Below are 16,529 nucleotides of genomic sequence, written 5' to 3'. Positions count from 1 at the left end.
GCAGGCCCTGGCCGTTTCTCGTCGGCCAGGCCCTCAAGCCGACCGGCCGCGAACCGCTTCCGCCACGTGGCCACCGTGGTCGGATGGATGCCGAGGTCGGCGCCGACCTGGGTGTTCGACAGCCCGTCGGCACACGCGAGGACGATCCGGCACCGCAGTGCCAAAGCTTGCGAGGACGTTGCCCGCCGCGACCAGCGCAGCAACGTCTCGCGCTCGTCATCCGTCAGGACTACCTCGACCGTCGGCCGACCCATGCGCGCCATGACCCCAGGATACTTCTATGGCTTTCCTAAGACTCACGACACTAGTAGGACTCCGTGAGGTCGCACTGACCTGCGACGATAGTGATCTCGCGGCAGGTGGCCCAGTGCCCCGCCGGACCAGTTCCCGCAGCTCGGTGCCGCGGGCCGGGCTGCCGGACCGTCGATCAGCCGAAATACGCCCCGCAACACATACAACTCCACCGTGCCACAAGAGGGTCATTCTGCAAGGACCCCTTACGAGACAGCCCTCAGCGCAGCGAGGAGATCGCCCGCCCGTTCCGCAGCTCGCCCTCGAGGTCCGCCCGCGCGCCGTCCTCCGCCGGGACCGCCAGCAGATGGCCCCGGGCAGTGGCCCGGACTCCGCCGGTGGTGGTGATGGACGCCGTGTCCCTGGCTCCGGCGGCGAGGAGGTACCACCTGCCCGTCTGCGCCTTCCACATCACACCCGCCAGCACATGGGCGTCCCGGGGGCCGCAGGCCGGGGAGTTCTCGGCCTTGGCCGCGATCGCCGCGTACGGCTTGCCGGGCGTGCGGAACTGGGCCAGGACACGGGAGTCCGTATCCCGCCAGGTGTCGGCTCGGGTGCACAGCCACTCCGCCGTGCCGGACGCGTCGGGGAGCGGCTGGCGCGCGTACTGCCAGGCGTTGACCGAGCGCACGCCTTGGCCGCGGACCGTGGCCAGCGAGCAGGCCAGCGGGGACCACCGGCTCGGGGTGGCCTCGCGCGGGGAGCCGGGGCGACCCCAGGTCAGACGGGCGGGGACCAGTTCGCCGAGGTCGGTGGTGAGCCGGGTACGGGAGCCCTCGTCCAACTGGAGCACATGCCACGACGTGCATGCGCCGGACTGCTGGGCGGGGCTGACGAACGGGTCGGTCACGCCGTCCGGTGAACGGCGCAGCACCACTGCCGTGTCGGACTTCAGCAGGTCGCGCACGGTCGTCCTGCGCACCCAGGGCGCCGTCAGATAGCGGACGTTGCCGTCGGCGCGGTGCAGCACCAGCGCGTTCGCCTCGGCGTCGTCCGCGCCGTCGACCCGGGCGAAGTCCAGCGCCGCGCCGCTCGTACCGTCCTGCGGTTCCGCGTAGCGGGCGATGCGCAGTCCGTCGTGGAGCAGCACCACCCGGGCCTGGCCGACCTCGCCCGCGTAGAGCAGCTGCGGCGGCCCGGGCGGCGCGCCCGACGGGGTGCCGGGCGTGGCGGAGACCTGCACCGACCCACCGGGGCGGGCCCACACCGCGAGGGCCCGGCGCAGCAGTGCCGTGTTGCCGACGAGGTTGCCGCGGGCGGGCCACGCGGAGAAGTCCAGGCGCGCCGCCGTCTTCCACGCCCCGGCCGGCACCTTCGTCAACTGCCCGGGTTCCAGGGCGGCCTGGGCGGCCGGGTTCCGTGCGTACGGGGGCGCCGCCGCGCCGTCCGGCCCCCAGCCCTCACCGGGCAGACCGAGCAGCGCGCCGGACACCGCCAGTGCCGCCGCCGCGGCCAGCGCCGCCTTGGTGTGCTGACGGCGGCGCACCAGATCGGTGGGCCTCGCCTGCAGCGTGCACGGGTCGAACTCGGGGGAGTCCAGCAGCGCGTGTCGCGCCCCGACCCCGTTCGCCTCCTCCAGCGCCGCGTCCGGCTCGGCGACGCCCGCCGCGGTGAGGAGCGCGCGCACATCGCCGTCGGACAGCCGCTCCGGCCCGCGCAGCGCACAGGCCGCGCGAGCCGCCGCGCTGAACGCCGAAAGCCGCTGGTCCAGGGCGAGTTCATCGGCACCGCCCGAACGCGGGAACAGCTTCAGCCCCCACACCTGGGGCAGCAGTGGCGGTAGTGCGGGGCGGGCGAGCCGGCCCGCCCGGACCCTGCGCCACAACGGCAACCCCGCCTCCAGCGCGGTGCGCACCACCTGCAGCCGGACGTACGCGTAGCCCGGGTCGCCGTCCCGTCCCCTGGACTGCGCCGGGATCACGGACGCCCGCCGGCGGCCCCGCGGCAGCGCCCGCTGGACCAGGGCATGCGCGGTGAGCACCCGCCGGGTGCGGCCGAGGCCCGGCGGCAGTACCAGATAGGCGAGCCGGACGAGCCGCGGATAGTGCTCGACGAGCGCGGCCTCCGCGCGTTCGACGTCGACGACTCCGGCGGCGTGGGCGGGGCGTGGGGCGACATGCTGTGGCTGCACGTTCAGCAGAACGAGCGAATCGGCGGATGGTCACCTCTCCGGACGCGGCCCAGGGCACCTGCCGCCCGGTGCCGCCCGGTGGCGCCCGGGGTGCCGCCCGAGTCAGCCGCCCACGGGAACGAAGACCACCCGGAACATCCTGGGCCACGACTTGCCGGTGATCAGGAACTGATCGGTCCCGGGGACGGCCGCGACACCGTTCAGGACGTTCGCCCGCCGCCTCTCCTCGGCGCCGAGCAGGGCCGGGACGGCGATGTCCCCGGTCACCCGCCCGGTTCCCGCGTCGATGCGGACGATCCGGTCGGCGGGCCAGACGTTGGCGTACACGAGGTCGCCGACGCACTCCAGTTCATTGAGGCGCGGCACCGGCCGGCCGCGGGCCGTGACGTGCACCTCCCCGGTCTTCGCGAGGGTCCGGGGGTCCCGGAAGGTGAGCCGGGCCGACCCGTCGCTCGTCACCAGCCGGTTGCGGTGCCGCTGGTGGCACACGCCCCACCCTTCGTCCCGGTAGGGGACCCGGCGCAGCTCGGCGAGCGTCCGCGCGTCGCGCTCGATGGCGACGCGGTTGCGCCAGGTCAGCTGCCACAGGGTCGGCCCCAGGACGGTGATGCCCTCGGCGAACAGCGGTGCCGGCAGATCGGCACGGACCTCGGCGGATCCGCCGGGCGGCCCGGCGCGGACCGAGGAGCGCCCGGCGATGCCCGTGCTCTCGTAGAGGGTGTCGCCGGCCATCTCCAGGCCCTGGGTGAACGCCTCGGGGTCGTGCGGCAGGGTCTCGACGACCTCGACCCGCAACCGCTCGACGCCCCCCGAGTCCCCTGCGGCCGAGGTGCTTGCGACACCCCCCGCGCCCGCCGTCTCCGCGGTGTTTCCGACACCCCCGGCGCCCGCCGTGTCCGCGGTGCTTCCCACGCCCCCTTCGCTTGCCGCAGTTCCGACGCCCCCCGGTGTCGGCGGGCTCTCGCCACCCCCCGGGGCAGGCGTGCCCCGGACGCCCGCCGTGGACCCCTCACGCGGCGCGTGGCCCTGGCCGCCGGCGGTGCCGCTCGTCCGGCAGGAGCCGACGAGCAGGGCACCGGCCAGGGCCAGGGCCACGACCGCCGCGGGGATGGGCGGCGCACCACGCATGACTCGCTCCCGGCGCTACGACCGCGTCTTGGCCGACACCAGCGTGCCGTTGGACTCGGAGCCGCGCCCCCGGTTCGGCACCACCGCCGCGAGGCGCGACGGCACGAGCGCGGTGAGCCGCGCCGCGCCCGTCGGCTCCTCGGCCCGGTAGTTGTAGCCGTAGCCGTAACCGTCGGCCTCACCACGGGCCGGAGCGGCGTTCAGGACGGCCCCCAGGACGGGGACGTTGACGCGTTCGAGGACGCGCAGCGCGTCCACGACCTGGCTCCGGCTGGTCCGGCCGGCGCGCACCACGAGCAGATAGCCGTCGATGGCGGGAGCCATCGCGGGAGTGTCGGCGAAGGGGAGCACCGGAGGGGTGTCCACCACGACATGGTCGAACTCCTCGGCGAGCGCCCGCACCAGGGAACCGAACTGGGTGCTGCCCAGCAGCCGGGTCGGGTCCGGCGGAATCATCCCGCTGGTGAGCACGGAGAACGCTCCCGCGGACTGCAGCAGGTCACGCGGTTCGGCGCGGCCCACCAGAGCCGTGGTCAGCCCCGCGTCCCGGACCAGGCCGAGCGCCTTGGCGACCGAGGGGCGGCGCAGATCGCAGTCGATCAGACACACCTTCGCCCCCTCCTCGGCCAGGGTCGCGGCCAGGTTCACCGACACGCTGCTCTTGCCCTCGCGCGGCAGCGGGCTGGTGACGGCGATCACCTTCGGCCGCTGGTCCACCTCCGCGAACTGCAGATTGACCCGGAGCTTGCGGAATCCCTCGGCGCGCGGACTGTGCGTGTCGTCGCGCAGGGAGACCGGGTGCCGGGACGCCCGCGGGTCGGTCACGATGGAGGACAGCACGGCGGGTCCGCCGGCCGAGGCCAGACACTCGGTGAGGGCCTTGGAGTCCCGCACCGACGTGTCCAGTGTCTCCAGCGCGACACCGAGCCCCATACCGAGCAGCAGGCTCACCGCCAGCGCGAGCGTGGCGTTGAGCATGGTGTTCGGGGACGCGGGCGCGGCGGGCACGGCGGCGGGTTCTGTGACGGTGAGCCGGACCGGCGAGGAGGGCTTCTCCTTCTCGGGCCGCTCCAGTTCCGTGATCACCTCGGCGAACTGGTCGGCGACCGCGTTGCTCATCAACGCCGCCTGATCGGCCCGGCTGTCGGTGACGGTCAGCCGCACCAGCACCGTGTTGAGCGGTGCCTCCGCCGAGATACGGCGGGCCAGCTCCGCCGGTGTGAGGTCGAGCCGGAGCGACTCCACCACCGGCCCGGTCACCTCCGGACTGGTCGCCACCTCGGCGTAGGACTGGACCCTGGCCTGGGTGAACGAGTTGCCCTGGTAGAGCTGTGAGGTGTCCTCGCCGTCCTGCAGAGAGACGAACAGCGTGGCCGTCGCCCGGTACTCGGGGGTGGCGAGAACACTGGCCAGGACGCCTGCTGCCGTCCCCAGCACGGTCACCAGCGCGATGACGAACCACCGGCGGGAAAGGACTCTTAGGTAGTCACGGAAATCCAAGGTCATCCCCGATCGGAACGAGTGGATGCGACAGTCGCCTTAGGGTTGGGCCGAGTTGTTTGTGTCGCATGGTCGGTATGGCAGGTACAGCCGGTACGGCGGTTGTGGCGGAAGGTCGGAGTGGACCGGGCCGCAGGGGCGCGCCCGGGGTCCGCGCCTTCAGAGGCGTTCGACGGACTCGGCGTGCGAGCAGCGGTTGCAGGCGTCGAAGACGTAGTCGGCGAACCGTTCCACCAGCGCGTAGTCGAAGACGTCGTGATCGGTGGTCACGACCACGGCATCGGCCGCCGTGAGCTGCTGCTCGGTGAGTTCGACGCACAGGATGTCCTGCGGCAGCCGCACCGGGTCGACGTGCGGTTCCACCGCGAGGACGTGCGCGCCCAGTTCCTTCAGACCACGGGCCACCGCGAGCGAGGGGGACTCCCGGATGTCGCCGGTGTTCTTCTTGTAGGCGAGTCCGAGGAGCAGCACCCGGCTGCCGTTGACCGCCTTGCGGCGGACGTTGAGACCTCTGGCGACGCGCAGCACCACGTGGTCGGGCATATGGGTGTTGATGTCGTTGGCGAGGGAGACGAACCGGAAGTCGTGCCGCAGCGTCTGCTTCACCTGCCACGAGAGATACGAGGGATCGATGGGCAGACAGTGTCCGCCGACCCCCGGCCCGGGCAGAAAACGCATGAATCCGAAGGGTTTTGTCGACGCCGCGTCGATCACTTCCCAGATGTCGATGCCAAGTGGCTTGCAGTACATGGCGAGTTCGTTGACCAGCGCGATATTGACGTGGCGGAACGTGTTTTCCAGGAGCTTGGTCAACTCGGCGGTCCGCGGCGAACTCACCGCAACCGTGCGCTCGACGATGTCGCCGTAGAACTCCTCGACATGCCGCAGGGATACGTCATTGACTCCGGAGACCACCTTCGGGGTGTTCTCGAGTCGCCAAGCCGAGTTTCCCGGGTCAATGCGCTCCGGGCTGTATCCGAGAAAGAAATCCTGCCCCGCGCGCAGCCCGCTGCCCGCTTCCAGGATCGGCCGGACCACATGCTCGGTCGTGCATGGATACGTGGTGGACTCGAGGATCACCGTGGCTTTCGGCTGAAGATGTCCCGCGATTTCCCGCGCGGCGTCCTCGACGAAACTCAGGTCGGGCGCGTTGTCCTTCAAAGGTGTCGGCACGGTGATGACGCAGACGTCGAATCCGGCGGCGTCCGCGTAGTCGGTGCTCGGAACGTAGCGGCCCGAGTGGAGGGCCGCCTTCAGGCGCAACGACGTGACGTCCTCCGCGAACGAATCGCCGGTGGCCAGCCGTTTGACGCGGAGCTCGTCCACATCGATCCCCACGACGTCGTGCCCGGCCTCCGCCGCTCGCACGGCGAGTGGCAGGCCGACATAGCCCTGCCCCACCACCGCAACCTTTCTTGTTGCCGTCGACACCGTCGGACTCCCCTCTGCTGGCCAAGCGGAATGTCTCGTCGAATATGCCCGGCGCCCGGACCGTGCGGCTTCCTTTCCGTCTCCCGAGTGACGCATCGGCGGCGAATGGCGGCACACTAGTCGTCCGTGGGTACGAACGGACTAATCGCGTATCAATTCATTGTATTTGCGCCACCCCCGGCTATTGTTGCCGTGCGTTGCCGGTGTGCATGCCTCCGGTGGCGCCCCACCCGAAGACATGGAGTGAGGGCGTGATGGAACGTCAGAAGTACCTGGTGACCGGAGGGGCCGGCTTCATCGGCTCCCATCTCGTGGACGCACTGCTTGCCCGCGGCGAGCCCGTTGTCGTACTCGACGACCTCAGTACCGGACGTCTGGAGAACCTCGCCGCGGCGCGCGAGCGGGGTGATTTCCGATTCGTACAGGGATCGGTACTGGACGCGTCGCTCGTCGATGAGTTGATGCGTGAATGCGGCAGCGTTGTGCATTTGGCGGCGGCCGTGGGTGTGAAACTGATTGTGGAACGGCCGCTGAATTCCTTCACGGTCAACACCAAAGGAACCGAAACCGTCATCGAGTCCGCTCACCGGCACGACCGGCGGGTGATCCTGGCCAGTACCTCGGAGATCTACGGCAAGAACTCGCGGGGACCGCTGACGGAGGCCTCCGACCGGATCCTGGGAAGCCCCTCCGTCCCCCGCTGGTCCTACAGCACCGCCAAGGCGGTCGACGAGATCCTCGCCGAGCTGTACCGCAGGGAGTACGGACTGCGCGCCACCGTCGTGCGGTTCTTCAACACGGTCGGTCCGCGGCAGAGCCCCGCCTACGGCATGGTCATCCCGAGGTTCGCCAGGCAGGCGGTCCGCGGCGAGCCCCTCACCGTCTACGGCACCGGCCGGCAGAGCCGTTGCTTCCTGCACGTCGCGGACGTCGTCGAGGCACTCCTGGCGCTGATCGACCTGCCGGGCGCGGTGGGGGAGACGTTCAACATCGGCAGCGACGAGGAGATCACCATTCTGGACCTGGCGGAGCGGATCATCGCCCGCGCCGGCAGCACGTCCTCGGTGCGACTGCTCACCTACAACGAGGCCTACGGGCCCGGTTTCGAGGACATGGAGCGCCGGGTCCCCGACACCGCCAAACTCAGGGCCTTCACCGGCTGGAGGCCGCGGCGCGACCTCGACGACGTACTGGCGGACGCGGTCGCGGACGCCGTCGCCGAGGCCCGTGCCGAACTGGGCCGGCAGGCGGGCGATCCGGTGGCCGAGGCGCCCGCACAGCAGGGGGCGACCGCGGTCCGGACCGTGCTGGCGGGGCCATGCTCGGTCTGAATCCATGGTTGGTGTCGGCGGTCGCGGGGCTCGGGGCTCTGCTGGCCGCCGCCACACTGACCGAGCCGCTACGACGACTGGCCCTGCGCCGCGGCTACACCGACCAGCCCGACGCGCGCAAGGCCCACGACCGTCCGACGCCCTACCTCGGAGGCATCGCGGTCGCCGTGGCCACACTGGGCTGCGCGGCCGCCGCGGCCCTCGCACTGCCCCAGGACGGAGCCACGGTGGGTGTCCTGCTCGCCTGCGCCGCGCTCGTCGCCGTCCTCGGGCTCGCCGACGACCTGCGATCGCTCAGCATTCGTGCCCGGCTCGGCGTCGAGGCGGCGGCCGCCGTGACGGTGGTGGTCTGGTGCGGTCACCCCGAGGTGTTCGGGGGCTGGCCCGACGCGGTGCTCGCCGTCGGCTGGATCCTCTTCACCACCAACGCGTTCAACCTGCTGGACAACATGGACGGGGTGGTGTCCACGGTCACCGCGGTCATCGCGGGGTTCCTCTGCGGTGCCGCACTCGCGGTGGGTCTGACCGGCATTGCCGCGGTCATGGCGGCGTTGGCCGGGGCCTGCGCGGGTTTCCTCTTCCACAACTGGCATCCCGCACGGATCTTCCTCGGTGACGCGGGCTCGCTCTTCGTGGGCTTCCTGGTGTCATCGGTCACGGTGGTCCTGCACCGGGGCGACACCGCCCATTCGGGATTCACCAGTCTGCTGCTGATCACCCTGGTGGTCACCGCGGACACCGGTCTGGTGATGGTCGCGCGGCGCAGGGCGGGCCGGCCGCTGCTGCAGGGCGGCCGGGACCACATCGCGCACCGGCTCCGGCAGCTCGGCCTGACGGTCCGTCAAGTCACCTTGGTGATCGGCGGCTTCGCGTTGATGACCTGCCTGGCGGCGACGCTCGTCATGCTGAGGGCCTTCCCGGGGACCGTCGCTCTGATCACGGCGCTCACGGTGACCGCCGTGTCCGGGTGGCTGCTGCTGAGGGTCCCCGTCTACACCGTTCCGGGCGCCGACCGGACGGGGTGAGGGGGCCGCGGCCCCCTCACCTGGTCAGCCGACTTCCACCGGCACCGCCCCGGCCGCGGTCACCGCCCCGTACTCGGGCAGGGTCCGGAACCAGCTCACCGTCTCCAACAGCCCGCGCTCCAGCGGAACTTGGGCGATGTCGGGGAAGAGACCGCGCAGCACACCGTCCGCGGCCTGGGAGTGGCGGACATCGCCCACCCGCGCCTCCTCGTGCCGGATGTCCGCGGGCACCCCGATGATGTCCGCGAGCCGCCGGCACACGTCGACGACCGGCACCCGCGTCCCGAACGCCAGGTTCACCGGGGTGGCGCAGGTGACCTTCCGCAGCACCGCGTCGGCCAGCACCTTCACCACGGTTCCGACGTATGTGAAGTCCCGCGTCTGCAGCCCGTCGCCGAAGACGCGCACCGGTCTGCCGCGCAGCATGGCGTCGATGAAGGCGGGGATCACGGCGGCGTAGGCGTGTCCGGCCGGCTGCAGGGGCCCGTACACGTTGAAGAACCTGAACGCCAGCACCGGCAGGTCGAACGAGGCGCCGTAGGCGAGGACATACGCCTCGGTGGCGAGCTTGCTCGCGGCGTAGGGGCTCAGCGGCCGGGTCGGCAGCTCCTCGTGCTTCGGCAGCGTGGGGACCGATCCGTAGACCGACGAGGACGACGCCGCGACCACCGGGACGCCCGCGCTCCGGCAGGCCTCGAGGACATTCACCGTCCCGGTGGCGTTGGCGTTGTGACTGGCGACGGGATCGGCCAGCGAGCGCGGTACGGACGGGCGCGCCGCGAGATGGACGACGGCGTCCGCCCCGGCCACGACCCCGTGGAGGAGGTCGGCGTCGAGGATGCTGCCCTGGACGAGTTCCGCGTCGACGCCCGCCAGGTTCTGAGCGTTCCCCGTACTCAGGTCGTCCAGGGCGACGACCTTGCCCACGGACGGCCGCGCTACGAGCTCCCGGCACAGGTTGGCCCCGATGAACCCGGCGCCTCCGGTAACGACAACGTTCAACGTGCTCACCTTTCGGATAGGGACGGGGGCCACCAGCCCCGGGCGACGGCGATCGAGGCGTAGAGGGCTTCGGTGTCGGCCACCAGACGGTCCGCGCCGAAGCGCCGGAGGGTCGTCTCACGCGCCCGGGCGCCCATCTCCCGGCGCAGGCGCTCGTCACGGAGCAGGCGTACGGTGTGCCGGGCGAGTTCCGTGACGGAGGGGCCCGCGAGGAGCCCGGTCTTCTCGTCCCGAACGACCTCGGCGACGCTGCCCACATCCGTCGCCACCGCCGGAACTCCCGCCAGTCCGGCCTCGATCAGACTGACCGGCATGCCTTCGTTGTCGGAGGTCAGCAACACCAGGTCGGCCGCCGCGTACACGGTCTCCACATCTGCTCGCCAGCCCAACAGGTGCAGCGCGTCCCCGAGTTCGGTGACCGCCGCCGGATCCGGCCGCAGATCGCCCTCCCCGCACATCACGAACCGGGCGCCGGGGACGGCACGGCGCACCTCGCGGGCCACGGCGAGGAAGCGGTCGGGCCGCTTGATCCCGGTGACCCGGCCCACGTACGCCACGACCGGCACCTCGGGCGGAAGCCCCAGCAGGCGCCGGGCCTCGGGGCGTTCGGGCGCCGCCGGGAGGGTGGTGCCGGGAGGTACCACGGCGTACTTCCCGGCCGTGCCGATCCCGGCGGCGACGAGGTCGTCCCGCACCCGGCCGCCGACGGCCACCAACCGGTCGCTGACGGCCGCCAGCGCACGCTCGGTCCGCACCACGACCCGCGTCCTCGCGGGAGAGAAGTACCCGTGCAGCAGATGACCGTGGAAGGTGTGCACCCGTGCGGGGACACGCGCCAGCACGGCCGCCGTCCGACCCAGAGCGCCCGCCTTCGCGGTGTGCGTGTGCACGATGTGCGGCCGGAACCGCCGCATGGCCGAGATGAGTTCGGCGAGCGCGCGGACGTCGTCCGTGGGCCGTACGGCCCGCCCCAGCCAGGTGAGCCGCCGCACCGCGACGTCCGGCGCGCGCTGCTCCACATGATCCGCCTCACCCGGCCCCACCTGCCCCGCGAACAGCCGGTGATCGAAGTACGCCGGATCCAGCCCCCGAACGAGGGCCGACACCTGAACGGCCGGACCGCCGATATTCATCCGGGTGACGACTCTCATGACACGCAAGCGGGGAATGCCGGAAACCGGGGGCCGGTTTGTGGGGGTCGACATGGGCCCGATATTAGGCCGCTTTCCGTTCGGTATCCGACAAGGGCACGGAAGTCCCGCGTGGCGGACTGCCGCACCCGCCACCGCCGGATATATAAACGGCTTCGGACAAGCCGTTCCCCCGCGCTGGGCCGGGGACGGTGAATGCGCCGCCCAATTGCGTCGGAAGCGGGAGTCAATGCCAACCACGGTGCGGGAAATGCTCGGGCTGATCGCGGACCATCCGGCCAACCGCGGGCGGCGCGTGCAAGCCTTCGCACGCATGGCGCTGTGGCAAGGGTACAAGCGTGCCGTCGGCAAGCCGTTCGACCTGAGGGTCTACGACGGCATGCGCTTCCGGGCCTACCCGGACAGCACTCAAGTGGGGCGCCTCGTCTATTTCGGCGGGCTGCCCGACTATCAGGCCATGACCTTCATGAAGCGGTATCTCCGTCCCGGCGACGGATTCATCGACGGCGGGGCGAACGAAGGAATCTTCACGCTGCTCGCCGCCCAACTCGTTTCCGCTACCGGTGAGGTACACGCTTTCGAGGCCCACCCCGTCTATGCGGCCAGGCTGCGCGAGAATGTCGAAAGAAACCGGCTGTGCTGTGTGTCGGTACACGAAATGGCAGTCGGGCAGAGCCCCGGTGCGGTTCCGTTCGTACTGCGCGGCACCGGCTCCCGGATCCGTACGGAACACGACGAGGGAAAGACCGTCTCCGCACAGGTCGTACGACTCGACGAGGTGTTGTCGGACCGTTCCTGGGCGATGGGCAAGCTCGACATCGAGGGCGCCGAACACTGCGCCCTGCGCGGTGCGGAGAAGCTCCTGTGCCGGGCCGAACCGCCGGTGTGGTTCCTCGAACTGGTCGATCCCTTCCTGGCCAGGTTCGGTTCGACGGTCGCTGAGGTGCGCGGCTGGCTCGGCGACCACGGATACGACCTCATGCACTACGAGCCCGCGCTGAACCGGTTCGTTCCCGCTCCGGCCGCACACGGGACGGACGTGTTCGCGGTCTCGCGGCAACGGGCGGACGAGATCGACGCCCGGCTGCGGGGCGCGGCACGTGCCTGACGCGAACCGCCTTTCTCCGACGAGGGAGAGCGTTCCGCCGCACGGGTTGCCGAAGCGCGAAGGGAGCGAACGATGGCCGAGGTCCGGGTCTGTGAAGTGATCAAGACGCTCGACGTCGGCGGGGCGGAAGTCCTTCTCGTGGAACGGCTGCGCCGGGCGCCCCGGACAGGCCGTGACTACACCGTCGTCTTCCTGCGGGCGAACACCGAGGAACTGATCGAAGCGCTCCTGGACGACGGCATCAAGGTCGTCGACCTGCGGCGAGGTCCGAAGTGGCTGCGCTACGCCAGGCTGGTGGGCGCGGTACGGCGGCTGTCCCCCGACGTGGTCAACGTCCACTCCCCGTTGCCGGCGGCCGTGCTGCGCCCGGCCCTCCGTATGATGCGTCCCCGGCCGTCACTGATCTCGACGGTCCACCAGGTCTGGTACCACCCGCTGACCAGGCTCCTCAACCGGCCGACCCGGCGGCTGGACGATCTGACGGTGGCCGTGTCACCGCAGGTGGCGAACTCCCGAACGGTCCGCGGCGCCCGGCTCGTCCGTACACGGGTCCACGGCGTCGATGTCGCCGCACAGCGCTTCTGGGCAACCCGGGCCGCGGAGGTGCGCGCCGAGTTCGGGATTCCCGGTGACGCCTTCGTACTGGCCTGTGTGGCCAATCTGCGGATGCAGAAGAACCACGCGCTCCTGGTCGAGGCGGCCTCGCTGGTGCTCGCCCGGCGACCTGATGCGCTGTTCGTGCTGGCGGGTGACGGTCCCTTGCGTGACCAGGTTCTCGCGGACATCGACAGGCGCGGACTGCGCGAGCGGGTTCGGTACCTGGGCCTGGTGCCGGGGGCCGGCCGACTCGTGGCGGCGGCGGACGTCCTGTTGCTGTCCTCCACATACGAAGGGCTGCCCGTGGTGGTCATGGAGGCGCTTGCCGCGGGAGTGCCGGTGGTATCCACGGCGGTCGGTGGTGTCCCCGAGCTGATCCGGGACAACCACAACGGAATCCTCACTCCGCCCGGATCCGCGGAAGCCTTCGCCGACGGGATCCTGCGGGCCATGCGTCCCGACGTCCATCCGGTACTGGCGGCCGGAGCGCTCGCGGACACGGCCACGGTGGACCTGTCGGAAACGGCCGACTGGTTCGACGAGATCTACCGCGAACTGGCGACCGGGGCGCGCTGAGACCGACGCCTGCCAACGGCTACGGGACGCGGGAGACGGGGAGCGGGCGGATACGCCGATGGAGTGCAACCGGCCCCCGCGGGCGGCTCGTCGGACCCGTCAGCCCTGCGCACGGTGTCAGTCTGGCGAGTGATCCACTACTCGACCCGGAGACCACAGATGCACGGCACAGCGGGGATGGTCTCGGCCGGTTCGCACGGGCCGCAGCTTCGGCGTCTGGCCGATGTGCCGGATGCGCTGCTCGGTTCGCTCGTCGACCTGGAACGGCGCGTCCACCGGGCGAGCACCCACTATGACGACGAGCCATGGGATCTGGAGAACTTCACCTGCCCCCTGCCCGGCAAACCGCAGTTGAGTCTTGTCGCAATGGCGGGGGAAGAACCGATCGGCTTCCTCATCGCCTCACGCCGGCCGGACGGGGCGCATGTGCACCGCCTGGCTGTGGATCCCGGTCATCGGGGCACAGGCGTGGCTTCCTCGCTCCTCGCCCGGCTGTTCGCTCAGTCGTCCGGCGTGCTGACGATCAACTGCGACCCGCGGAACCGCCCCGCACTCGCCCTCTACACCCGCGCCGGGTTCCGCGTCCGCGAGACCACCCGGGCCGGCAAGTTGCTGCTGTCGACCGAGCCGCTGGCACCCGTAGCAGACCTGCGCCTTTGGTACGTCTTCAACACATCGGGAATGCGAAGCGGGCATGCCGCGCATGTCCCGGGTCTCGTCGAAGCCCTGTCGCGCAGGAGCCGGGCCACGGTCGTGCGGTACGGCGACCCTGCGGACCTGCCGCCGCTGCAGCTGAGCCTCGGCTGGGTACGGGCCTTCGTTCGCCTCGTGGCACGGGCACGGCGGGAGCGGGTCGATGTCGTCTTCGTCCGGATCCACTGGAAGCTGGCTGCTCTCCTGTGGCTGGCAGGACGGTTCGGGGGCGGCTGGCGTGTGGTGCTGTGGTCCTCGGGTGGCGCCGGCGTCCTGCCGGGAGCCCGGCTGGGCCCGCGTGCCCGCGCGGGGCGGCTCATTCATCGCGTCGTGCTGCGCCACGGGGTCGACGCGGTCGTCACCGGCCCGCCACGACTCCTCCGGCAGTACGCCCGGCGCTACGGCCTCAGTCCGGACCGAATGCTGCTCGCGTGCAACGACGTGAACCTTCAAGCGCTGCGTGCCGCAACCGTCCTCCCACCGCCTCCGCAGCCGGAAATCCAAGGCTGGCTGACCTCTCCTCACCGATTCCTCTACGTGCACGGTCTCGATCCGCTGCGCGGCGCGGACCGACTGCCGCACCTGCTGACGGCGATCCGAAAGGAACTGCCCGACGCGGAACTGCTGGTACTGGGAGACGGTCCGCTGCGTCCGCTGCTCGCACCGGAGCCCTTGCTGATGGCAGGCCGGGTGCCGAACGACATCGCCCTGAGCACGATGGCCCAGGCCCACTGTCTGATCGTTCCGTCCCGTCAGGAGGGCTTCCCTCGTGTGCTTCTCGAAGCCATGGCCCTCGGGGTGCCCTGCGTGTCCTTCGACGTCGGCGGCTGCGCGGAAGTCATGGGGGAGCTGAAGGACCGTCATGTCGCGCCTGACGGCGATCTCGAGCGGATGACACGGCTGGCCGTCGCCGCCGCGCGCCTGCCCTCCACCGCTGAGGCGCGCACACAACTCGTCGAACGCGCCGCGATGTTCGACACGGAACCCGTCGCCGCGGCGCTCGCCGCAACCCTCCGCTGTCTGAAGGACCAGGGCGCCGGTCCGGCCGCCTGGCTCTCGCGGTCGCTCTGGCGGCCCGTGTTTCCCTGGAGGAGAACCTGATGCTGTGCAGCAATCCCATGTTCGAACGCAGCCTCTTCGTCGGGGCTCATCTCGATGACATCGAGCTCGCCGCCGGTGGCACCGCGGCCAGGCTGGTGCAGGCCGGAGCGCGGGTGCGCTTCCTGGTGATGAGCACCTCGGAGTACACGAGCTACAACGGAATCCACTTCCGGGACGCCGTCGTCGCGAAGGAGGAAGGCCAGGAGGCCGCCGCGACGCTCGGTGTGAAGGAGTTCGACGTCCTGCAGTTCCCCGCGAAGGACGTGGAGAACCACTCGACCGTGGTGGAAGCCATCAACGCCATCGTCGACGACTTCCGGCCCACCATGGTGTTCACCCACTGGCCGTTCGACACCCATCGCTCCCACGCGAACACCGCCCTCGCCACCATCGCGGCGAGCAGGTACTACAACTCCGTGCTCATGTACGAGCCGATCACACCGGCCGGGCGCAGCTATGTCGGATTCCGTCCGCAGCTCTACATGAACATCGACGACACCATCGACCTGAAGCTGCGAGCCCTGCGCTGCCACCGGTCGGAGCTCGAGAAGTACGGCGAGCAGTGGATCGAGGGCGTCGAGGCCCGATCACGGTACCGGGGTTACGAGATGCGGGCCCGGTACGGCGAGGCGTTCGAGGTGTCCCGGCTGGAAGCGGTTCTGGCGTGAGGGTCACCATCCATCAACCGGAACACCTGCCGTGGCTGGGCCTGTTGGCGAAGGTCGCGGCCTCGGACATGTGGATCGTCCTCGACTCGGTGCCCTTTCGGAAGAACTACTTCCAGAACCGCAACAGGGTTCTCCTGGACGGGAAGCCCATCTGGCTCACCGTCCCGGTGAACTCGCCGTTCGGCACCCCTATCCGCGATGTCCGGATCGCCGGCACACCGCATTGGCAGCGGAAATACCAGGGACGCCTGACCCAGGCGGCCTCCGGGACCCCGGGCGCCGACCGTCTCGAAGGGCTGCTCGCACTGATCGGCGAGGCGGCACCGGGCTCGCTGCTGGCCGACCTCAACCTGCGCATCGCGGACTGGTTGTTCGCGCAGTTCGACGTCAAGGTACCGCGCATCCATTCGGGGGACCTCGCCGTAGCCGGGAGCAAGAGCGAACTGATCCTCAACCTGTGCGCAGCGGTGGGTGCGGACGAGTACATCGCCGGTCCCTCCGGACGCGACTACCTTGATCTTGCCGCCTTCGCCGGGCGGGGCATCACGGTCCGGTTCTTCGACTTCGACCACCCTGAGTATCCCCAGGCCCGCCCCTTCGTGCCCTGCCTCTCCGCGGTGGACGCGTGGTCGCGGCTGGCACAGGCCGAACTACCACCGCTGCTGTCCGGCTACCACCTCAGTGACGTGTGATGAACGCGCCCACCTCTTCCCTGGACCCAGCCGTCGGCACTCGCCTCACCGTCGTGACGTTCTCGGGGCACCGTCAGGGGGCCGTGGAGAACTCAGCGGACTTC

14 protein-coding genes are annotated in these 16,529 nt (G+C 70.6%); 7 read left to right on the top strand and 7 right to left on the bottom strand.

The genetic code is table 11. The features are described 5' to 3' along the window. The 5 genes from EF387_RS42710 to EF387_RS42690 form a co-directional block, all read right to left on the bottom strand. The coding region (locus tag EF387_RS42710; RefSeq protein WP_202918556.1) for a helix-turn-helix domain-containing protein at nucleotides 1-263 on the bottom strand (263 nt) is incomplete at its 3' end. Between the two features lie 248 nt (nucleotides 264-511). Next, a complete protein-coding gene (locus tag EF387_RS42705) occupies nucleotides 512-2,422 on the bottom strand; it encodes a hypothetical protein (RefSeq protein WP_128381991.1) in 1,911 nt (636 codons plus the stop codon). A 102-nt stretch (nucleotides 2,423-2,524) separates the two neighbouring features. After that, complete coding sequence (locus EF387_RS42700) at nucleotides 2,525-3,334, bottom strand: glutaminyl-peptide cyclotransferase (protein WP_238432023.1); 810 nt, start codon at nucleotides 3,332-3,334, stop codon at nucleotides 2,525-2,527. 231 nt (nucleotides 3,335-3,565) lie between these two features. Beyond that, the gene (locus EF387_RS42695) at nucleotides 3,566-5,056 is read right to left on the bottom strand and encodes a tyrosine-protein kinase domain-containing protein (RefSeq protein WP_128381989.1); all 1,491 of its coding nucleotides are present in this window, start codon (nucleotides 5,054-5,056) and stop codon (nucleotides 3,566-3,568) included. 153 nt (nucleotides 5,057-5,209) lie between these two features. Continuing rightward, nucleotides 5,210-6,481 (bottom strand): nucleotide sugar dehydrogenase, encoded by a 1,272-nt coding sequence (locus tag EF387_RS42690; protein ID WP_238432022.1) that lies wholly within the window; start codon nucleotides 6,479-6,481, stop codon nucleotides 5,210-5,212. Nucleotides 6,482-6,735: 254 nt separating this feature from the next. Between EF387_RS42690 and EF387_RS42685 the strand changes: the two genes are divergently transcribed. Both EF387_RS42685 and EF387_RS42680 read left to right on the top strand, forming a co-directional pair. Next, nucleotides 6,736-7,812 (top strand): NAD-dependent epimerase/dehydratase family protein, encoded by a 1,077-nt coding sequence (locus tag EF387_RS42685; RefSeq protein ID WP_128381994.1) that lies wholly within the window; start codon nucleotides 6,736-6,738, stop codon nucleotides 7,810-7,812. Further along, nucleotides 7,800-8,837 (top strand): MraY family glycosyltransferase, encoded by a 1,038-nt coding sequence (locus EF387_RS42680; protein WP_128381987.1) that lies wholly within the window; start codon nucleotides 7,800-7,802, stop codon nucleotides 8,835-8,837. The genes EF387_RS42685 and EF387_RS42680 overlap by 13 nt, the downstream gene beginning before the upstream one ends. 24 nt (nucleotides 8,838-8,861) lie before the next feature. On the opposite strand, the gene EF387_RS42675 is transcribed toward EF387_RS42680, so the two are convergent. Together EF387_RS42675 and EF387_RS42670 are read right to left on the bottom strand one after the other, a co-directional pair. Then, nucleotides 8,862-9,839: an NAD-dependent epimerase/dehydratase family protein gene (locus tag EF387_RS42675; protein WP_128381986.1), complete on the bottom strand. Its 978-nt coding sequence runs from the start codon at nucleotides 9,837-9,839 to the stop codon at nucleotides 8,862-8,864. Between the two features lie 5 nt (nucleotides 9,840-9,844). After that, entirely contained in the window at nucleotides 9,845-10,990 is a 1,146-nt protein-coding gene (locus EF387_RS42670; RefSeq protein ID WP_238432024.1) for a glycosyltransferase, read from the bottom strand. Nucleotides 10,991-11,219: 229 nt separating this feature from the next. Here EF387_RS42670 and EF387_RS42665 point away from each other — a divergent pair, with 229 nt between their 5' ends. From EF387_RS42665 to EF387_RS42645, 5 genes are all read left to right on the top strand, one after another. Further along, nucleotides 11,220-12,098 (top strand): FkbM family methyltransferase, encoded by an 879-nt coding sequence (locus tag EF387_RS42665; protein WP_162467327.1) that lies wholly within the window; start codon nucleotides 11,220-11,222, stop codon nucleotides 12,096-12,098. A 72-nt stretch (nucleotides 12,099-12,170) separates the two neighbouring features. Further along, a complete protein-coding gene (locus tag EF387_RS42660; protein WP_128381983.1) occupies nucleotides 12,171-13,271 on the top strand; it encodes a glycosyltransferase in 1,101 nt (366 codons plus the stop codon). Between the two features lie 159 nt (nucleotides 13,272-13,430). Further along, nucleotides 13,431-15,065: a GNAT family N-acetyltransferase gene (locus tag EF387_RS42655; protein ID WP_128381982.1), complete on the top strand. Its 1,635-nt coding sequence runs from the start codon at nucleotides 13,431-13,433 to the stop codon at nucleotides 15,063-15,065. Beyond that, entirely contained in the window at nucleotides 15,065-15,733 is a 669-nt protein-coding gene (locus EF387_RS42650) for a PIG-L deacetylase family protein (RefSeq protein WP_202918554.1), read from the top strand. Before EF387_RS42655 ends, EF387_RS42650 begins: the two co-directional genes overlap by 1 nt. Next, nucleotides 15,730-16,425: a WbqC family protein gene (locus EF387_RS42645; protein WP_162467326.1), complete on the top strand. Its 696-nt coding sequence runs from the start codon at nucleotides 15,730-15,732 to the stop codon at nucleotides 16,423-16,425. Before EF387_RS42650 ends, EF387_RS42645 begins: the two co-directional genes overlap by 4 nt. The last annotated feature ends 104 nt before the right edge of the window (nucleotides 16,426-16,529 follow it).

This window comes from Streptomyces cavernae (assembly GCF_004023625.1).
Lineage (GTDB): Bacteria > Actinomycetota > Actinomycetes > Streptomycetales > Streptomycetaceae > Streptomyces > Streptomyces cavernae.
Note: the sequence above shows the minus strand (reverse complement) of the source record. Positions and strands in the feature narration are given on the sequence as shown.